The sequence below is a fragment of the Enterobacillus tribolii genome (assembly GCF_003363015.1).
Lineage (GTDB): Bacteria > Pseudomonadota > Gammaproteobacteria > Enterobacterales > Enterobacteriaceae > Enterobacillus > Enterobacillus tribolii.
On the sequence record NZ_QRAP01000005.1, the window covers coordinates 365,526 to 385,228 of the forward strand.

Below are 19,703 nucleotides of genomic sequence, written 5' to 3' on the forward strand. Positions count from 1 at the left end.
TTTGGTACGGCTTATGGCGCAAACTTCTGCCTGTTCCCCTGAGGACATTCCGTTAGGACGGCTTATCCACCAGGTCAATCAATATAAGGATCGTCTGCTGACGCAAATCCTGGCGGCTCAGGATATTACGGCCTCGCAGTTCAAAGTGCTGGCGTCCATCCACTTTGAGCACTGCCAGACGCCGGTTGAAATCAGCCGGTTACTGTCCATCGACGGCGGTGCAATGACCCGTCTGCTGGATCGTATGGTCAAGAAAGGATTGCTCAAGCGTCAGCCGGCCCCCGACGACAAGCGCAAAGTGCTGCTGAGCCTTACCGACTACAGCGAAGAGCTGTGTAATAACTGCCGCCATCAGATCGCGGCCGGAATGCATGACATTCTGACGGAACGTCTCTCGCAAGAGGAAGTCCTCCAGTTAAAAAGGCTGCTGTGGCGTTTGCTGCCCCATGAAGGGAAGGAGTAATCCTCCCCCGCATGTTTACGCCTTGAACGTCATCCACGGACGCAGGCGCGCCACCCGCTGAATCAGTCCTGCTTCCTCCTGCGCATCGATAACCGGTCCAATCCGTTTATACGCCGCCGGCGCCTCCTCCACCCGACGCTCTTCGCGCAGCGTCACGCAATGCCACGGCAGCGCGTCATCCGCCGTTGGGCGCAGCGCCCGCACAGCCTGACGGCGCATGCGGCGACCGGCGCCATGACTACAGGAATTCAGCCATTCCGCATTACCCAACCCGCTGACGACGTACGAATAATCCCCCATCGAGCCGGGGATCAGCGCCAAATCGCCCGCCGCCGCCGGCGTCGCGCCTTTGCGGTGGATATTCATCCCGCCTTCGCGCAGCACCACGTTATGCGGAACGTCCACCGTCAGACGGGAATCGTCCTGCTGAAAAACATCCGCCAGACACTGACGCACCATTTCCGCCAGCGCCACCCGGTTCAGCCAGGCATAGCGTGCGGCGGCGCCCATCGCCTGCAAATACTCATCGGCCAGAGCGCCCGTCAACCCGTACAAACCGGAAGCAGGATGTTTTTCTCCCGCCGGCCACTGGTTACGGGCGTTGTCCATCCAACGCTGGCCGACGTAAAACCCGACGTCGCGTGAACCGCTGTGAATCATAATGACCACATCCCCTTCACGCAGCCCATACTGCCAGGCGGCGCGGCGTTCAAGAATGCCGTCCACCACCTGCAGCTCAACGAAATGATTCCCCGCGCCCGGCGTTCCCAGCGAAGGATCGCGCAGCACATCGCGCGCGGTCGTCGTCAGCGCCGGCGGTGCCCAGGCGGCCTTACCGCCGAAGTCCGTCAGCCCGATGCAGGCATCGACTTCACGTTGCAGACGATCGCCATCTGCCGACGCCCACAGCCCCTGCTTCAGCAAACGATCCAGGCAGGCCTGCGGCCCGTCGTCGAACAGCGCGCGAAACGCCGCGCCGGTCATCGGGATATCACGCCCGTTCTGCAACAACGCGTGCGTAAGCCTCCGGCATACGTCCTCACGCCGCGTTTCGAGCTGCGCCAGCGTCAGGCCGGTCGTCAGCAAACGCATGCCGCAGTTGATGTCCGTGCCGATAGCCGCCGGAATCACCATATCCGGCGTGGTTGCCACGATGCTGCCCACCGGCGCAATGGCGCCGGGATGGAAATCCGGCGTAGCGCAGGCTTTGCACACATGGCCTTCGCTGCCCGGTACGCGCACGGCGGCAAAGTTCATCAGTTGCGTCACCGCTTTTTCTTCCAGCGGCAGCGCAGCGGGCAACAGCACGCTGGCGGATACGCCGTCGGTGATGCGGGTCAGGGATACAATGTCATTTACGCGGGATACACGGATCCCTTTGCGTAAAAACGCTTTCTCAATTCTTGAGATGGAATACATCAGAAACTGCCTCTGAAAAAGACATAACAAAATCACCCCATGAAAACGGGGCATGTTGTCTTTCCTGTCAGCAGCATTACGGGGAAAGGATCGGCAGTGTGGCGGAAACCGTAGCGGAAAGCAAGCACCGGGCTTTTCCCCTTTTTCATCCCGCAATAACCGTCACGACAGAAACCACCGCCGGTATTTAATTTTTCCCCGCTTCCGGGGTTAGGATAAGGTCAGTTTCGGCACGGCCGATGTTAACGACGGAGAAACGGCGATGGAGAAAATCGATTTACACATGCACTCCCACCACAGCGACGACGCTGACCTGCCGGTGGACGATCTTATCGCCCGTTGCCGGGCCAACGGCATCGGCGTGCTGGCCGTCACCGATCACAACTCGGCGGCCTCCGTGCCGGAAGCGGCCCGGCACCACGGTAACGGTCTGACCGTCATCTCCGGCATCGAAATCGACTGCACCGTTGAGGGCACCAATTTTCATCTGCTGGGTTACGGATACACGCCCGGTGACGACTTCGCACGCGTTCACCGTAATTTCAACGCATTACAGGCATCGCTGGTACCGGAAAAACTCGCCAAACTGCGTGCGCTGGGTTTCTTGCTCGATGAGGACGAACTGGCGCGGCTGGCCGGAGATCGTTTGCCGCAGGAAGAACAGATGGGTGAGGCGATCCTCAACGATGACCGCAACCGCGATCACGCCTTATTGCTCCCCTACCGCAGCGGCGGCGCACGCGCGGACATGCCGCTGATTAACTTCTACTGGGATTTTTTCGGGCGCGGTAAGCCCTGCTACGTGCCGGTGACCTATCCGGCGATGAGCGAGATGATCGCCTTGATCCGTGACCACGGCGGGCTGCCGGTCGTCGCCCACATCGGGGCCAACATCAAAGATGACTATGAGCGCACCCTCGGCGCCATGCTGGACGCAGGCGTGGCCGGTATTGAAGTCTTTTCCAGCTATCACGCGCCGGAACTGACGCAGCGCCTGTATGACTTCGCGGCGTCCAGAAATGCGCACGTCACCTGTGGCAGCGATTTCCACGGACGTAACAAACCGAAAATCGAAGTTGGTCAGTGCAGCTACAGCGCGTCGCAGTATGCCGCCGTGCGGCGGTTCGTCGACGCCGTGGCCTGAGCTATAGTGCGGAAAGCGCCGTCAGACGTTTATACAGGTGCTCCAGCATAAACGCGCTGAACGCATCAAACTTCAGCACCGGCTCTTTCTGCGGCAGGTAAAGCATATGCAACGGGCGGGTGGGCGGCGGGTAATCCGCCAGCACCCGCACCAGCGTGCCGTCGCGGATATCCCGTTCCAGAATAACCTTGGACTGAAACACGATCCCGAACCCCGCCAGCGCCGCCTGCCGCCCGCCTTCCCCGGAGTTGACCACCAACCGCGGCGTCATCGGGCTGCCGGTTTCTTCTTCCGCGCCGATAAGCTGCCAGAATTTGCCGCCCTCGCGCTGACTGAAGCCGAGGCAATGGTGATGCTTCAGCGCCGCGGGCGTTTCCGGGGAGCCGTACGTCGCAAGGTATTCCGGCGTCGCGGCCAGCATCATTTCGTAGTCAGGCAACGCACGCGCCACCAGCCCCTCATCCATGATATCCCCGATGCGGAAAGCGAAATCGAAACCCTCTTCGATCATATCGACCTTGCGATCGGCCAGCATGATCTCCACCCTGAGCTCCGGGTAACGCTTAAGAAAGCGGGTCACCAGAGGCGTGATGACGTGGTTGCCCAGCGTATAGGGCGCCGTGATGCGGATTTGCCCGACCGGCGTGGCCTGCAGGGCGTTGACCAGCGCCTCCGCGTTATCAGCATCGCGCACCAGCCGCCGGCAATGCTCATAATACAACTGCCCCGCTTCGGTCAGCCCCTGACGCCGGGTGGTGCGCACCAGCAGCTTGGCCTTCAGCCTGCGTTCCAGAAAACCAATGTGCTTGCCCACCATGGTCGGCGACATGTTCATCACATCGGCCGCCGCGACAAAGCTGCCTTTTTCCACCACGGCAATGAACACCGACATGCTGGTCAAACGATCCATATATTCCGACTCCGGCTACGCATTTTCACATATCGATACTCGGGAGAACGGCCGGCATTGTCAACGGCGGGCGCATTACACACCACGGGTTTATTCTCCACGGATAAACTAAGGGTTTTTCCCGCCCCCGGATCATGGAATACTGCACCAAAAAGATTCAATACCTATGATGTCAATGCGATTCGCCTTAGCGCACCCTGACGCCGACAAACCTGGCTGGACTTATGCAACCAAACACACCCCCCGTCATTTCCCGTTCCGTCTTGCTGAAAACGCGCAACAGCGTGTTTCTTACGTTTTTCCTTTGCGGCTTTATGCTGGCCTGCTGGGCAGGGCGCATTCCCTTAGTGATGACGATGCTCAACATTAATACCTCGCAGATGGGGATTTTGCTGCTGTGTATGGCGGCGGGATCGATCATCGCCCTGATCCTCGCGGGTTGGATCACTTCACATTTTGTGAACGCCATGACTCTTTGCGGCGGCGGCGGTCTGTTCTCCGGCGGACTGCTGATCACCGGGCTGTCGGTGCACTACGGCAGTTACCCGCTGGCCGGCGCCGGGCTGTTCGTCGCCGGGCTGGGGTTCAGCGCTGTCGACGTCGCGATGAACCTGGAAGGTTCGCGGGTGGAGCGCCTGATGAAACGCACCATCATGCCGCGCCTGCACGCCTTTTTCTCGCTGGGCACCGTGGCCGGCGCCCTGTTGGCCGCCGGCTTGCAGTTCGTCAGCATTCCGTTTACGCCGCCGTTTCTGACGCTGGCTGTGCTGACGCTGCTCGGGCTTATCGCCTGTAGCCGTCGCTACCTGCCGGCGGAATACACCCGCGCGGCCACCACGCACGATGGCGCCTCCGGAGAAAAAGCCAATCCGTTCGCCGCCTGGCTGGAACCCCGCACGTTACTGATCGGTTTTATCGTGCTGACCGCCTCGCTGGTGGAAGGCGCGGCGTTTGACTGGCTGGCGCTGGGCGTGGTAACCGGCTTCGGCACCGGCGCGGCTGCACCGGCTGAATGGCTGGGGTCGCTCTCTTTAGCACTGTTCGTCACCGGCATGACCAGCATGCGCTGGTTCGGCGGCGCGCTGATCGACCGCTACGGCCGCGTCGCCATCCTGCGGCTGTGCATGCTGCTGGGAATTACGGGGCTGCTGATTTTCGGGCTGGCGCCGTCTTACCATATCGCCATCCTCGGTATCATCTGCTGGGGGCTGGGCAGCGCGCTGGCCTTCCCGATGGGCATGAGTGCGGCATCGGACGAGCCGTCTAACGCCGGCGCGCGCATCGCCGTCGTTGCGGCGCTGGGGTATTGCTCCATGCTGGCAGGGCCGCCGGTATTAGGCTTTATCGCCCACGCTACCGGCGTACGCAGCGCGTTGCTGATGCTGGTCCTCCCGCTGATCCTCAGCTTCTTCCTGCTGCCGGTGATGAAACCGCCGGCACAAAAGCAGGCACAGGCCGAGCGGATTTCCGGATAAGTTTTTTCATGGAAAGCCAGGGGGTATTAGGCTGCTGGCTTTCTGATTAACGTTGAGTCGTCAAAGAAGATAAAGGGGGCTGATGCCAGCCACGGTATCTTACTTAATACTGGCTGGGTGACTTCGGTTTGAAGATATAAATGGTCAATCTTCGTTATAGTCAGGGACAATGTTACACCATTCATCTCCATCGAAAGTCCAGACAGCAGAGGATGAAGCAATTAACATCATAGAATTACTGCTGTCCATCGAGCCTGATGGATGAATCACTTCCCCATTGCAAATAAAAAAGTCTTTAATACTATTCCCATCCCAAATGAAAAAGTCTGCCTCCCCGATCCCCCAAAGCATATTATTAAACCAGCACAAATCATTAAGCTCATCATGCAATTCAATAATATCTATTTTTTCCCAGGTATTCTTTTTTCCCCGCCAAATTGCGCTTCCAGATGCCACATAAACAAAACCATCACCAGCACACACAACATTTTTCAATTTATCATTTGTTGGAAATCCACATTGCTGCCATGTTTGGCCATCAAACCACCAAATGTCTCCTTTCCCACCAACCGCATAGACTTCACTTTCAGAAAATCCCGATATATCTTCAAATCCGTAATCAAAAATATCTTCTCTGTCACGGTCAATTTTAAAATGGATTCCATTTACCATTGGCCGCCAATCATTAATTCCATACCGTTTTGATACTAATCGCTTTAAACCTACTGCCCAGGCGTATCCATCAATCATTTTGACTTTTCGGATGAGAGCACTGTCATTCCCGCCAACCAACTCCGGTTCCCAGGTTGTTTTCCCCCCACCGCTGGGTAAGGCAAACCCACCAATACTATCAACCATGAGGCCTTGTGATACAGGTTTTTGAGATGCGCCAAGCACACTGGAAAACGCCTCATCAAATTGTATCGATGAGTAACCCAGTTCATCATCCCCGGCGTCTTCAATAAGAGTTACTTGCCTCATATCATCATCTGTACAGTTTTCAGCCTTAAGATAAATGATATCGCTTTCCCTAATGGCGCAGTCGGTAATAATGTAATTGTTCAGTATCTTTTTCCAATCTTTTTTTGCCAGCTTCTTTTTCATTTTATTCTCCGTATTTACTAGCAGTCCTGTCATCTGGAGCCTAACCCTGGTGATTTTTCTATCTGGGAACTAATTGCTCTGATCCTTTTAGCCCTCCCACCTCAAGATCTGTCAGTTTATCCTTATCTACCAACACCAGACTCTATTTCTATGCACCATTCACTGAATCACCCTGACTAATAAATAAGAAACCGAGCATTAATCCGGCTTCTTATGATAAATCAAAAAGCTAACTGGAAGTCATCGACGCCAACCGTCCATTATTATCCTGTAAAATAAAACTGGTACCATAAACACGTACAGCAGGACTAACGTGATTCTTCAGCTTATTCTCTGACTCAAGGAATATGTCGAATGTATATCGTTTTCCAGCTTCAAAGTGATAGCCATAGGTAGGAATACATTTATCTGAGGACACAGGCACATTAATGCTAAACTTTTTTAAAATGTTCTCTTTATTGCCTACCTCCATAATGATGAGAGTAACCAGTTTTTCATCATCTTCTGGTTGAACCAAAACACAAACATCATTATTAACAGTAGTTACTTTGGCATCACAATCTTGTTGTAATCAATTGAGTTACCGTACACAGCCCGGGCCAGAACAATGACCATGGAAGCATTTTTCACCCCATAGATCAATTAGGCATTACTTAAATATAATTTATGAAATCAACAACTTTTCGATATTCCCTTTGACGGCATATTTCTTTTCACTCACTGAGTTTTAAGCGTTTCGCCACCGCCCTTTCGGGCGGCAATCAATAAAGCAACAATGCACTGAAAACGGAATCGAATGGCCCGTAGCCAGTACCTCCCAACTACGCCGGCTTATGCGCAATCGCCCGGCACAGCACCAACGCCAGAACAATCCCCAACGCGCCCCAGGCGCTGGTCAGCACCCATACCCATTGCCAGCCGTGGGTGTAGTCCACCACAAATGCCACAATAATCGGCCCCGCAAACTGGCCGAAGCTGATCCAATGCTGCTGCCAGCCAATGGTGATGGGAATGGTGCGCGGCGACACGGAAACCTTTACCGCCAGGTTAAACAGCGTGGCCGGCGCCAAACCGCCCACGGCGGAAAACAGGGTAATCGCCACGAACTGTACGCCGGACGACACGTTTAAGCCAAAAGCAATAAACGCGGTGACGATCATGGTGGAAAAAGCGACCATCAGCAGCGAACGTGCAGCGACCCCACGTTGCAGCAGCCGCCCGGCCATCAGGTTGCCGATGATGTTGACCCCCGCCGCCACCGCGGTAAAGGTTCCCATCAGCGGGCCGGAAATGCCGGCCTCATGGTAGATGATCGGTAAAAAGCTGATAATCGCCACCCATTGGCCGGTATACAGGGAAAAGCAGATCGCCACCAGCCACGGCTCTTTCACCGCCAGCGTCTCTTTAATCGACTGCCACGCTTCGCCGCTCACCGGCCGCGTCGCCGCCGGATGTTCCGTATCCGTCACCGAGCGCCACACCAGCAGCGCCATCAGCAGGGAGATCAGCCCCGTACCGACCCACAGCGATACCCAGCTAAAGACATTCAGCATCGCCGCCCCCACGAACAGGGCGATAACGGTCGCCGTGGGGATATACGCACTCCACAGCGCCACGAAGAAGTTAAGCCTCTCCTTCGGCGCGACCTGACGCATCAGGCTGGGCGCGGCCATCGAGACCATCAGCAGAGCAAAACCTTCGATAATGCGAAACAGCAGCAGCGCTATGACGCTTTGGGAAAACGCACCGGCAAAGGAAGCCAGGGACAGGATAATCAGGCCGAACAGGATACTGCGCTTCTGCCCGATACGCTGAACGAACAGGCCGAACGCCAGCCCCATCAGCATTCCGGCAACCTGAAACACCGAGATAAGCCAGCCAGCCTGAGACAGCGTCAGCCCCAGGGTTTCCTGCAATACCGGCAGCGCCGGGGGAAGTTTCCAGATGTGCAACGCGGCGCTGACGCCAGCACCAAAAACCAACATCGCCTGACGGGCGGAGGGTTTGCACTCTCTTTCCGATGAGATCGCGGACATAATGCTCCTGATTGTACCTGGGTAATTGTTTTTTCACTAAATGATAACTAATGAAACTGTTAACCCAATATCCTATTCTGAATGTGGCTTTTTGTTAACAACATATTATCCATTTTGCTACATTGTTGGCACTTTACGCCATCAGGCAAAATTTTGATTTTTCTCACCTTCGCATCATTAACCATGATGTTAGTATGAGAAATATTCCTTATATTTTTAGGATTTACCCAATACGCGCCAGAACGACCGATTCACATAACAAGGAGTTTCCCTTATGCGAATATCCGTTCCTGAAGCCGGAAGCTTTTTCCCCAGACCCACTTTTTTCTTTTTGTTCAGTATGTTGTCGCATCATTCTGCCGCGCTGACCAGGCCGTTGCGCCCGTGCGTTATGCGTTGCTTTCCGCTTAACGTTGATTAAAGGAGTGATTCATGGCTGCACAAAACCGTAAACGTCTTCTTCTCATGCTGGTGCTGGCTGCCGTGATCGTCATTGCCATCCTGTCCTGGTGGAGCATGCGTACGCCCGGCCTGCCGGAAGGGTTCGCCCGCAGTAACGGACGCATTGAGGCCACCGAAATCGATATTTCCACCAAATATGCCGGGCGCATCGACGCCATTCTGGTGCGCGAGGGCGCCTTCGTGAAGCAGGGAGAAGTGCTGGCGCGTATGGATACGCGGGTACTGAACGAGCAGCGCAATGAAGCGCTGGCGCAAATCAGCGAAGCCCAAAGTATGGTGGCGACCGCCCGTTCGCTGCTGGCCCAGCGGGAAAGCGAGAAGCTGGCGGCCAACGCCATCGTGAAGCAGCGGGAAGCGGAGCTGAATTCGGCCAGTAAACGCCTCGCCCGCTCGCAGGCGCTGTCACGCCGCGGCGCCGCCTCTGAGCAGCAGCTGGACGATGACCTGGCCGCAGCGCAAAGCGCCCGTGCGGCGCTGGAGTCGGCGCGGGCGCAGGTCGCCGCCTCGCAGGCCGCCATTGAGTCCGCCAGAGCAGGCATCATCCAGGCCACCACCCGGGTAGAAGCCGCGCAGGCTACCGAGCGTCGCCTTCAGGCCGATATCGACGACAGCGATCTTAAAGCGCCGCGCAACGGCCGTATCCAGTACCGCATTGCGGAGCCGGGCGAAGTGCTGGGCGCTGGCGGCCGCGTGCTGAATATGGTGGATCTCAGCGACGTGTACATGACGTTTTTCCTGCCGACCGCCGATGCCGGTAAGGTCGCGCTCGACAGCGACGTCCACATCATCCTGGATGCAGCGCCCGATCTGGTGATCCCGGCCAAAACCAGCTACGTCGCCAGCGTCGCCCAGTTCACGCCGAAAACCGTGGAGACTGACAATGAGCGGCTGAAGCTGATGTTCCGCGTCCGGGCGCGCATTCCCCCCGAACTGCTGGAAAAGCATCTGGAATATGTAAAAACCGGCCTGCCCGGCATGGCTTATGTGCGGATCGACGCCCAGAAATCCTGGCCTGATAACCTGCAAGTGAGGATACCGCAATGACACACGCCCCGATCGTCCGCCTCCGGCAGGTCAGCCAGCAGTACGGACAAACGCGGGCGCTGCAGGAAATCACGCTGGATATTCCGGCACGCCAGATGATCGGGCTGATCGGCCCGGACGGCGTGGGAAAATCCAGCCTGCTGTCATTGATCGCCGGCGCGCGCAAAATCCAGAGTGGCGAAGTGTGGGTGCTGGACGGCAACATGGACGACGCCGCGCACCGGCGCGACGTGTGCCCGCGCATCGCCTACATGCCGCAGGGGTTGGGCAAAAACCTTTACCACACGCTGTCGGTCTTCGAGAACGTTGATTTCTTCGGCCGTCTGTTCGGCCATAACAAAGCCGAGCGGGAGGCGCGCATCGACGATCTGCTGCACAGCACCGGGCTGGCGCCGTTTCGCGATCGCCCGGCGGGCAAGCTTTCCGGCGGGATGAAGCAAAAGCTGGGCCTGTGCTGCGCGTTGATCCACGATCCCGAACTGCTGATCCTGGATGAGCCGACCACCGGGGTTGATCCCCTGTCGCGCGCCCAGTTCTGGGATCTGATCGACCGCATCCGCGAACGGCAAACCAACATGAGCGTGCTGGTCGCCACCGCCTATATGGAAGAAGCGGAGCGCTTCGACTGGCTGGTGGCGATGGACGCCGGCAACGTGCTGTCTACCGGCAGCGCCGCCGAACTGCGCGGGCAAACTCACTGCGATACGCTTGAGGAAGCGTTTATCGCCCTGCTGCCGGAAGAGAAGCGCAGCGGCCATCAGGCGGTGGTGATCCCGCCGCGTGACGCCAGCGACGATGAAACCATCGCCATTGAAGCGCAGGATCTCACTATGCGCTTTGGTGACTTCGTCGCGGTCGATCACGTTAACTTCCGTATTCCGCGCGGTGAAATCTTCGGCTTTCTCGGCTCTAACGGCTGCGGTAAGTCCACCACCATGAAAATGCTCACCGGCCTGTTGCCGGCCAGCGAGGGCAAAGCCTGGCTGTTCGGTCAGGAGGTCGATCCGCGCGATATCGAAACCCGCCGCCGTGTGGGCTATATGTCGCAGGCATTCTCCCTGTACAGCGAACTGAGCGTGCGGCAAAACCTTGAGCTTCACGCCCGGCTGTTTCACCTGCCGGAGGAGCAGATTCCGGCGCGCGTGCAGGAAATGAGCGAGCGCTTCATGCTTACCGGGGTGGAAGACGCCATGCCGGAAGCGCTTCCGCTGGGCATCCGCCAGCGTCTGTCGCTGGCCGTGGCGGTGATTCACCGCCCGGAAATGCTGATTCTCGATGAGCCGACCTCCGGCGTCGATCCCATCGCCCGCGACATGTTCTGGAGCATGATGGTGGATCTGTCGCGCCGCGACGGCGTTACCATCTTCATCTCCACCCACTTTATGAACGAGGCCGAGCGCTGCGACCGCATTTCGCTGATGCACGCCGGTAAAGTGCTCGCCAGCGACACCCCGCACGCGCTGGTAGAGCAAAGCGGCCTGGCGACGCTGGAAGAGGCGTTTATTGCCGCGCTGCGCCAGGCGTCCGGCGACGCGGGCAACGCGCCGCCGGAACCGCCCGTTATCGCAGAAAACACGCATACGCCGGAGCGGGAACATGCCGGACGCAGGGGCTTCAGCCTGGCGCGCATGTTCAGCTACAGCCTGCGTGAGTCCCTGGAGCTGCAACGCGATCCGGTGCGTTCCACGCTGGCGTTGCTGGGGACGGTGATCCTGATGTTCATCATGGGCTATGGCATCAGTATGGACGTGGAAAACCTGCGCTTTGCGGTGATGGATCGCGATCAAACCGGTACCAGTCAGGCCTATACGCTGAACCTTGCCGGATCGCGCTACTTTATTGAACAGCCGCCGCTCGCCGATTACAACGAAATGGAACAGCGGCTGCGCAACGGCGAGCTGGCGGTAGCGATCGAGATCCCGCCGAACTTCGCGCGCGATCTGGCGCGCGGGCATACGGTGAAGATCGGCGTCTGGGTAGACGGCGCCATGCCCAACCGCGCCGAGACGGTACGCGGCTACGTGCAGGCCATGCACATGACCTGGCTGACGGAGATGGCGACCCGCCAGACCGGCAGCGTGGCAAACGGCGCGCTGCTCGACATCGAAACCCGCTACCGCTATAACCCGGACGTCAAAAGCCTGCCCGCCATCGTACCGGCGGTGATCCCGCTGTTGCTGATGATGATCCCGGCGATGCTCAGCGCGCTCAGCGTCGTGCGCGAAAAAGAGCTGGGTTCCATCATCAATCTGTACGTTACGCCGATCACCCGGGCGGAGTTTATCATCGGCAAACAGCTCCCTTACGTGGTGCTGGGCATGTTTAACTTCTTCCTGCTGTGCGCCCTGTCGGTGTTCATCTTCGGCGTGGATCATAAAGGCAGCTTCCTGACCCTGACGCTGGCGGCGCTGCTCTACATCACCACCGCGACCGGTATGGGGCTGTTGATCTCAACGTTCATGCGCAGCCAGATCGCCGCGATTTTCGGCACCGCGATCATCACCCTGATCCCCGCCGGGCAGTTTTCCGGCATGATCAATCCGGTATCGTCGCTGGAGGGCATGGGCCGCTGGATCGGCAATATCTACCCGACTACCCACTTCCTGACCATCACCCGCGGAACGTTCTCCAAAGCGCTGACGCTGGTCGATCTGTACGCTTCGTTTATTCCGTTACTGATCGCCGTGCCGGTGATCGTCGGGCTGAGCGTCATACTGCTGAAGAAACAGGAGGCCTGATGCGTAAGCTGGGAAATATTTTCAATCTGGGCATCAAAGAACTGCGCAGCCTGTTGGGCGATAAGGCGATGCTGGCGCTGATCGCGTTTTCGTTTACCCTCTCGGTTTACTCCACGGCGACCGGCGTGCCGGGATCGCTGCACATGGCGCCCATCGCCATCGCCGATCAGGATCAATCCCAGCTTTCCACGCGCATCGTCAACAGCTTCTACGCGCCCTACTTCATTACGCCGGCGATGATCGATGCAAATCAGATCGATCCCCTGCTCGACGAAGGAAGCTACACCTTTGCGCTGAATATTCCGCCCAACTTCCAGCGCGACGTGCTGGCAGGGCGTCAGCCGGCAATCCAGCTTAACGTGGACGCGACCCGCATGAGCCAGGCTTTCCTCGGCAACAGCTATATCCAGAACATCATTACCGGAGAGGCCAGCGAATTCGCATCGCGCTTTCGCGCTAACACTGAGCTGCCGGTCGATCTGGAAATCCGCACCCGTTTTAACCCTAACCTGACGCAGTCATGGTTCGGCGGCGTGATGTCGATTATCGACAACATCACCATGCTGGCGATCATCCTGACCGGCTCGGCGTTAATCCGCGAGCGGGAGCACGGCACCATTGAGCATTTGCTGGTCATGCCGATTACGCCGTTTGAGATCATGGTGGCGAAGGTGTGGTCGATGGGGCTGGTGGTGCTGGTGGCTTCCGGGCTGTCGCTGGTGTTCGTCGTTCAGGGGCTGTTGCAGGTGCCGATTGAAGGCTCCGTGCCGCTCTTTATGATGGGCGTGGCGCTGAGCCTGTTCGCCACCACTTCCATCGGCATTTTTATGGGAACGATCGCCCGCTCAATGCCGCAGTTGGGGCTGCTGACGATCCTGGTGCTGCTGCCGCTGCAAATGCTGTCCGGCGGCAGTACGCCGCGCGAAAGCATGCCGGAGCTGGTGCAGGATCTGATGCTGACGATGCCGACAACCCATTTCGTCAGCCTGGCGCAGGCGATACTTTACCGCGGGGCGGATTTCAGTATCGTCTGGCCACAGTTCGTATATTTGCTGGTGATTGGCGGCAGCTTCTTTTTGATCGCACTGAGCCGGTTCAGGAAGACCATCGGGACGATGGCGTAGGGCTACTCTTCCGTCAGTTCGTCGTACAGGCCACGCAGGCGGGTGCGCAGGTAGAGCACGGCTTTGTGCTTACGTGACAGCAGCGCCTGCACGCTGGCGCCGGATTCTTCCGCCAGCGCCTTAAAGCTGTAGCCATGCAGCTCGGTCTTTTCGAAAACGTCACGCTGCGCCGCCGGCAGCTCCGCCAGCGCTTCGTCCAGCTCTTCCCAGATCAGCGCGCTCAGGTACTCTTCCTCCGGCGTTTGCGGCACGCCAAACAGGGTTTCAGCCAGCTCGTTTTCCGGCGCATCTTCTTCGTCGCCATCTTCGTCATAATAGACGGGCAGCGGCAGCTCGCGCTTTTTCCGCGCCCGATCGGTGATCTCATTGCGCGCGGCGCGGAACAGCCAGGCGGCGACGTTCTCCACCGGCTGTTCAATCTTCATGAGTTGATAGGTGACTTCCTGCAGGATATCGTCCGCATCATCACGCACCGCCGTGCGGCCACGGATAAAGGCTTTCAGCCGCGACCGGCAGGCGTTAAGGGCGGACATCACCAGGGAATCGCCTTCCTTACCGACCTTCATTACGCTCACTCTGCTTCCGGCGTTTTCTGTTCGCCGTTTTCCGGCTGACGGCAGCATTCCCGTTCATTCCGCGGGCCGCGACGACCGTCGTGCTCAGGGCGCCCGCAATGGCCATGATGACCGTGATGACCGTGATGACCGTGCCGTCCGAATCCGTCGCGCCGCTGGCGGATAAATTCTTCGCGCTCTTCCGGCGTCATGTTCATCCAGCGCGCATGCATCCGCCGGCGGTCACGCGCCATGCCGAACATGCCCGGACGCATTCCCAGCCCGCCGAACAGAATGCGGCACAGGATCAGCAAACCCAACGCCTGCCAGAAACCAATGCTGCTCACGCCGAACAAGGCGGGCAACAACGCATTCCACAGCGACATGACCAACAGGCCCAGCACGACAAACAACACCGCGCCGATCGCCAGCGGTTTAACCATCGGATGACCGCCGAAGCCATCGTGACCGCGGCCATGACCATGACCGCGCATACCAAATTCTCTCATTTTTTCTCTCCTCATAGCATAAGCTGATTACGCTTTCTGATGAGGTAGACGAATGAGCGACGGAAATATTGCCGGAAAAATAGAAAATTTTTAGTCGCCGGGGAAATTACGTCAGGAAACGTGCTCCGCCACTGATATTACGGACGGGGGGAAGCGCGATTAAAAAGCAGGGAGTAATGATAACACGCATGAAAAAGATGGGCGAAATACCCTCATTCCGCCCACCTCAATAAACCACCTTACGCCGTCAACCCGCCATCCAGCACCAGCGTTTGCCCGGTCATATACCGGCTGTCATCGCCGATCAGAAACGCCGTTGCGCGCGCCACTTCCAGCGGGGTGCCGAGCCGTTTCAGCGGAACCTGTTTGCGCATCGCCTCCAGCTTGGCTGGCGGCATGGCTTCGGTCATCTCACTTTCGATGATGCCCGGCGCCAGGCAGTTAACGCGCAGGCCGAAACGGCCCAGCTCCGGCGCCAGCGAACGGCACAGGCCGATCATCGCCGCCTTGGTCGCGCCGTATGCAGTCTGCCCGATGTTACCCTTGATGCCGGTGACCGAAGACATCAGCACCAGCGCGCCGTCGCCGTTCATGATCATCGCCGGCAGCAGGTGCCGGTTCCAGTAAAACACCGCGTTCAGGTTGGTATTGATAACCTGTTGCCAGGTTTCCGCCGTTTGGTGGATGTGCAGGCCGTCCTGCGTAATGCCGGCGTTGTGGATCACGGCATGCGGCGCGCCGTGTTTTTCCAGCAGTTGCTGCGCCAACACATTAACCTGCTCTTCATTGCTGCCGTCGCACGGGTAAGCCTCTACCCATCCCGGCAGGCCGGCACAGGCGTCAACGACCGCCTGGCTGGCTTCACCGGTGTTACGGCAGGTGAACACCACGTTCCAGTCACGCGCCAGCTCTTCCACCAGCGCGCGACCGATCCCCCGGCTACCGCCGGTAATCAGCAGCCATTTTCTGTTCATGGCGCTGACTTCTGCTGTTGATCCGCCAGATGCTGGCACAGTTCGCCCAGCGTCATTTCCGGGTTCTTGGTAAACATTTCCGCGTCGATGGTGACGCTGAACTCACGCTTGGCCAATACCATCAGTTCAACGTAGTCCAGGCTGTCGAGCTTCAGCTGGTGGAGAGGCATTTCTGCAGAAAGCTCATCCATCTCCATATCTTTAGCATCGCAGATCATTTCGCAGACTTTTTCATATACGGTTTCATACTGGCTCATAGATAGTTCCCTTACTCATTATTGTTGATATGAATTGACCTGGGCCGGCAACGTTTTCAATGTTACCGCGGTGGACAGCAACGGCTGTTCATCCGACCAGGCCTGAATCACTATGCTGAGAACAAACCCACTTTCCCCTGAACCTGTTACTAAGGTGGGCTGAATCGCACAGTGCATACCCGAACCTGCGTGGAAATCGGCATCGGGCGAGAATAAACATGCATTAAAATGAACATCATGGTGCGTCTGTACTACCGGAACGCGGCCAAATACGTCGATCAGTGCATTGGCCCGTAATTGCGGAAAAACTTCTTTTACCATCCGCATGGTGTCCGGCGCTTCCACAATGCGCTGGAACAGCACGGCGTCCAGAAAACTCCACAACCGGGCCGGTTCCTGCGCCGGTAGCGGAAAACGATGGCTCAGCGTACGTAGATCGTCCGAGGAATAGACGAGCACGTTGTCCGCGGGCGCGATCGTCAGCGGGGCGGCGGCGGTCAGCTTGGCGGAAAAGCAAACACTGTCGCTCTGCTCATCAACCAGCGTTCCCCTGACTTTCGTCCCGTCCGGCTGGCCGGTCAGCGACATCTGATAAGACTTATGGCACATCAGCGGCTGGCGCAGGCGTGCGCTGAACATGTAGAACTCCGCCTGCGGCGATGCCTGCAGCAACGCCGCGCTAAGATATTGTTTCATGTCCAGCAAAGCACGCATGCCATGTACGCTGAGATCGTCGCCGCCCAGCGCGCGGGCGCGCTCCAGATCGAAATGGATCGGGTTGTAGTCGCCGGAAAAGGCGGCCCACTGTTCGGCGTCACGTACGGTATACGTCAGGATCATGATCCGCTCCGGCTGATGATCAACGCCGCGTTAGCCCCGCCGAAGCCGAAGCTGAGATTCAGCGTATTATCCAGCTTGCCCGCCCGGTGCCCCTCGGCGACATAGTCCAGATCGCACGCCGGATCGGCGTTCTTCAGGTTGCAGGTAGCCGGCATCATCTGATGCTCCAGCGCCTGCAAACAGACGATGGACTCGAAGCTGCCCGCCGCCGCGATCAGGTGACCGGAATAAGACTTGGTGCTGGAGATCGGAATACGGTATGCCTGCTCGCCCAGCGCGATCTTCACCGCTTCGGTTTCGTTCAGGTCGTTGAGCGGCGTGGACGTACCGTGCGCGTTGATATAATCAATATCCTGCGCCGTGAATCCCGCCTGCTTCAGCGCCCGCTCGATGGTTTTGACGCGCGCCACCTTGTCGCCCGCCGGGGCGGTAAAGTCGAAGGCGTCGGAATAGTTTCCATAGCCTTTGATTTCGCCCAGGATGGTCGCGCCGCGCGCCAACGCTGCTTCGCGCTCTTCCAGGCACAGCACGGCGGCGCCTTCAGACAACACGAAACCGTTGCGATCGGTGCTGAACGGGCAGCAGGCACGGGTGACCTCTTCTTTTTCACTGGCCAGCGCCCCCAGAACATCGATGTTCCAAACCGATGCGTCGCTGCGCAGGGATTCACCCGCGCCCGCCAGCATCATGGACGCCCGGCCGCTGCGGATGATTTCAAATGCATCGCCAATGGCGATGGTGCCGGTCGCGCAGGCGGCAATCGGGGAGTTCTGGTAACCGCGCAGGCCCCAGAACAGGCTGCACGCCGCGGTGGCGACGTTCGGCATCGAGAAGAAGCAGCCGAAAGGCGAACCGACGCCGGAACGCTTGTATTCATCATAAAATTCGTAAGTTTCATCCTGCCCGGCCCAGCCGGTGCCGATGATGGCGCCGCACTCCAGCAGATCGTAATGATCCTTCGGATGCCCTTCGCCGAAGGCCATCGTCATGGCTTCACGCGCGGCGGCCAGCGACAGGCGCCCATGGCGCGGCAGGCGGCGGCGAATGGCGGCCGGTACGCCTTTCAGGCTGGGTTCTTCATCAATCAGGCCGAAGAAACGGGCCGAAATCCCTTCATCGGCACGGTCGACAAAACGGTATCCCAGGCGATACGCCATGATGGAATCCCAGCTTTCCCCGGCATTGCCTCCCAATGGGGTGACGGCACCATAACCTGTGACGACAACCCGACGCGGCATATTATTATCGTTATCCATTATTCATCCCTCCGAGGTCTTTTTCGTTATCGACACCCCCACCCAACGCCAGCCAAAGCTTCATCGTGGCGTACAAGTAGTTGTATTGCATGGTCAACAAATTGTTCTCACTACTAAGCAGGGAATCCTGCGCATCCAGTAAGGTCTGGAAAGAAACGGCACCGGCCTGATATTGGCTGGTGACCAGCGCCAGACGGCGCTGGCTGAGCTCCAGGTCGCGCATCAGGCTGGCTTTTTGGCTTTCCGCATTCAGGCGTTGCGCCATGGCGTTATCCACGTCGGAAAGCGCGCTGTAGGCCGTGCTGCGGAACTTCACCGCGGCCTGTTGGACGTTCAGGTCGGACTGTTCGATCGTCAGCTGAACCGTATTCCACTGAATAAAAGGCAACGCGACGGCGGCGCCCAACGTCCGCACCGGGTTGGTGAACCATTGGGAAAATACGGAGCTACCGGCGCTTGCCCCGGCAGACAGCGACAGCGAAGGGTAGAAACTCAGTTTCGCCGCATCCTTACCCGCCAGCGCGGCGCGCAGACGCCACTCTTCGGCCTGCACGTCAGGGCGATGACCGATAACCTGCAACGGAACGCGATCGGCAATGGCGATGCTCTGCATGAAGTCGAGCGTGCTCAGCTCATCCTGACGCTGGGAGGGGGGGCGGTTAAACAGGATCGCCATCGCGTTACGCGCTTCTTCCCGCTGTTCTTTCAGATCGCGCAGGCGGTTACGTTTACTGATGACGGACTGCTCCGACTGCAGCAGATCCACCTGCCCCACGTTGCCGGCTTCATAGCGCGAATTCACCATATCGAGCGTCTTTTCCGCGATCTCCAGGCTCTTTTCCTGGTTGGCGATCTGCTGATTGAGGCTGCCAATCTGCCAGTAAAGCTGCGCGGTAGTCCCGATCAGCGACAGGGCGGTAGCCTGGCGGTCGAACTCCGTCGCCTTCACTTTCCAGGCGGACTGCTCGCGCTCACGCGCCAGCTTGCCCCACAGATCCAGCTCATAGCTCAGGGAGATCGACGAACTGTAGGTTTCCTTCGGATCCGTATTGTTGTTCAGATTCTTGGTGTTGCTGGCGGAACCACTCACGCTCACGTTCGGCGTCAGGTTGGTGTTGGTCAGCCCGGCCGCCACGCGCGCCAGTTGCAGTTGAATGCCGGCCGCCGCCAAATCGTTGTTGGTCGCCAGCATCTGGCTGATGATGCGTGAGAGCTGGGGATCGTTGAAGTTGTCCCACCAGTGAGGCGTATTTTTCAGGAACGTCGTACCGGTGCTGTCCTGCTGCTGCCAGGTGTCCGGCACCGACAGTTCCGGGCGCTGATATTCCGTTTTCGTCAGCGCGCCGCATCCGGTAAGCAGCAGGGTTAACAACGCTATCTGATATCTTTTCATA

At 58.1% G+C, this 19,703-nt stretch carries 17 protein-coding genes and 1 pseudogene; 6 read left to right on the plus strand and 12 right to left on the minus strand.

Annotated elements, in window-relative coordinates:
• Positions 1-13 precede the first annotated feature (13 nt).
• Positions 14-463, plus strand: coding sequence for a MarR family transcriptional regulator (locus C8D90_RS12980; protein ID WP_115458866.1), 450 nt, complete (start codon positions 14-16; stop codon positions 461-463).
• Between the two features lie 15 nt (positions 464-478).
• Here C8D90_RS12980 and C8D90_RS12985 read toward each other — a convergent pair whose 3' ends face one another.
• Complete coding sequence (locus C8D90_RS12985) at positions 479-1,882, minus strand: RtcB family protein (RefSeq protein ID WP_115458923.1); 1,404 nt, start codon at positions 1,880-1,882, stop codon at positions 479-481.
• A 262-nt stretch (positions 1,883-2,144) separates the two neighbouring features.
• Between C8D90_RS12985 and C8D90_RS12990 the strand changes: the two genes are divergently transcribed.
• Complete coding sequence (locus C8D90_RS12990) at positions 2,145-3,026, plus strand: PHP domain-containing protein (RefSeq protein ID WP_115458867.1); 882 nt, start codon at positions 2,145-2,147, stop codon at positions 3,024-3,026.
• 1 nt (position 3,027) lies between these two features.
• On the opposite strand, the gene C8D90_RS12995 is transcribed toward C8D90_RS12990, so the two are convergent.
• Positions 3,028-3,936: a LysR family transcriptional regulator gene (locus C8D90_RS12995; RefSeq protein ID WP_115458868.1), complete on the minus strand. Its 909-nt coding sequence runs from the start codon at positions 3,934-3,936 to the stop codon at positions 3,028-3,030.
• Positions 3,937-4,160: 224 nt separating this feature from the next.
• On the opposite strand from C8D90_RS12995, the gene C8D90_RS13000 reads away from it, so the two are divergent.
• The gene (locus C8D90_RS13000; RefSeq protein WP_115458869.1) at positions 4,161-5,411 is read left to right on the plus strand and encodes an MFS transporter; all 1,251 of its coding nucleotides are present in this window, start codon (positions 4,161-4,163) and stop codon (positions 5,409-5,411) included.
• A 144-nt stretch (positions 5,412-5,555) separates the two neighbouring features.
• Here C8D90_RS13000 and C8D90_RS13005 read toward each other — a convergent pair whose 3' ends face one another.
• The 3 genes and pseudogenes from C8D90_RS13005 to C8D90_RS13010 form a co-directional block, all read right to left on the minus strand.
• Positions 5,556-6,515, minus strand: coding sequence for a hypothetical protein (locus tag C8D90_RS13005; protein ID WP_115458870.1), 960 nt, complete (start codon positions 6,513-6,515; stop codon positions 5,556-5,558).
• A gap of 229 nt (positions 6,516-6,744) precedes the next feature.
• Positions 6,745-7,065: pseudogene (locus C8D90_RS22505) on the minus strand (putative T6SS immunity periplasmic lipoprotein); the annotation flags it as partial.
• 271 nt (positions 7,066-7,336) lie between these two features.
• The gene (locus tag C8D90_RS13010; protein WP_115458871.1) at positions 7,337-8,551 is read right to left on the minus strand and encodes an MFS transporter; all 1,215 of its coding nucleotides are present in this window, start codon (positions 8,549-8,551) and stop codon (positions 7,337-7,339) included.
• 465 nt (positions 8,552-9,016) lie between these two features.
• Between C8D90_RS13010 and C8D90_RS13015 the strand changes: the two genes are divergently transcribed.
• From C8D90_RS13015 to C8D90_RS13025, 3 genes are read left to right on the plus strand one after another with little or no spacing between them, the layout of a single operon-like run.
• On the plus strand, positions 9,017-10,057 hold the full coding sequence (locus C8D90_RS13015) for an HlyD family secretion protein (protein WP_376744967.1): 1,041 nt from the start codon (positions 9,017-9,019) through the stop codon (positions 10,055-10,057).
• The gene (gene rbbA, locus C8D90_RS13020; RefSeq protein ID WP_115458873.1) at positions 10,054-12,795 is read left to right on the plus strand and encodes a ribosome-associated ATPase/putative transporter RbbA; all 2,742 of its coding nucleotides are present in this window, start codon (positions 10,054-10,056) and stop codon (positions 12,793-12,795) included. The genes C8D90_RS13015 and rbbA overlap by 4 nt, the downstream gene beginning before the upstream one ends.
• On the plus strand, positions 12,795-13,919 hold the full coding sequence (locus C8D90_RS13025; protein ID WP_115458874.1) for an ABC transporter permease: 1,125 nt from the start codon (positions 12,795-12,797) through the stop codon (positions 13,917-13,919). The genes rbbA and C8D90_RS13025 overlap by 1 nt, the downstream gene beginning before the upstream one ends.
• Positions 13,920-13,921: 2 nt before the next feature.
• Here C8D90_RS13025 and C8D90_RS13030 read toward each other — a convergent pair whose 3' ends face one another.
• The 7 genes from C8D90_RS13030 to C8D90_RS13060 all read right to left on the minus strand — a co-directional run bounded on the left by C8D90_RS13030 (position 13,922) and on the right by C8D90_RS13060 (position 19,702).
• A complete protein-coding gene (locus C8D90_RS13030; RefSeq protein ID WP_115458924.1) occupies positions 13,922-14,485 on the minus strand; it encodes an RNA polymerase sigma factor in 564 nt (187 codons plus the stop codon).
• A 5-nt stretch (positions 14,486-14,490) separates the two neighbouring features.
• Positions 14,491-14,982, minus strand: coding sequence for a hypothetical protein (locus C8D90_RS13035; protein WP_115458875.1), 492 nt, complete (start codon positions 14,980-14,982; stop codon positions 14,491-14,493).
• Positions 14,983-15,221: 239 nt separating this feature from the next.
• Positions 15,222-15,956: an SDR family NAD(P)-dependent oxidoreductase gene (locus C8D90_RS13040; protein ID WP_115458876.1), complete on the minus strand. Its 735-nt coding sequence runs from the start codon at positions 15,954-15,956 to the stop codon at positions 15,222-15,224.
• Positions 15,953-16,213, minus strand: coding sequence for an acyl carrier protein (locus C8D90_RS13045; RefSeq protein WP_115458877.1), 261 nt, complete (start codon positions 16,211-16,213; stop codon positions 15,953-15,955). Before C8D90_RS13045 ends, C8D90_RS13040 begins: the two co-directional genes overlap by 4 nt.
• A gap of 18 nt (positions 16,214-16,231) precedes the next feature.
• The gene (locus tag C8D90_RS13050) at positions 16,232-17,053 is read right to left on the minus strand and encodes a MaoC family dehydratase (RefSeq protein ID WP_115458878.1); all 822 of its coding nucleotides are present in this window, start codon (positions 17,051-17,053) and stop codon (positions 16,232-16,234) included.
• Positions 17,050-18,309, minus strand: coding sequence for a beta-ketoacyl-[acyl-carrier-protein] synthase family protein (locus C8D90_RS13055; RefSeq protein ID WP_115458879.1), 1,260 nt, complete (start codon positions 18,307-18,309; stop codon positions 17,050-17,052). The genes C8D90_RS13050 and C8D90_RS13055 overlap by 4 nt, the downstream gene beginning before the upstream one ends.
• Entirely contained in the window at positions 18,302-19,702 is a 1,401-nt protein-coding gene (locus C8D90_RS13060; RefSeq protein ID WP_115458880.1) for an efflux transporter outer membrane subunit, read from the minus strand. Before C8D90_RS13060 ends, C8D90_RS13055 begins: the two co-directional genes overlap by 8 nt.
• Between the last annotated feature and the right edge of the window lies 1 nt (position 19,703).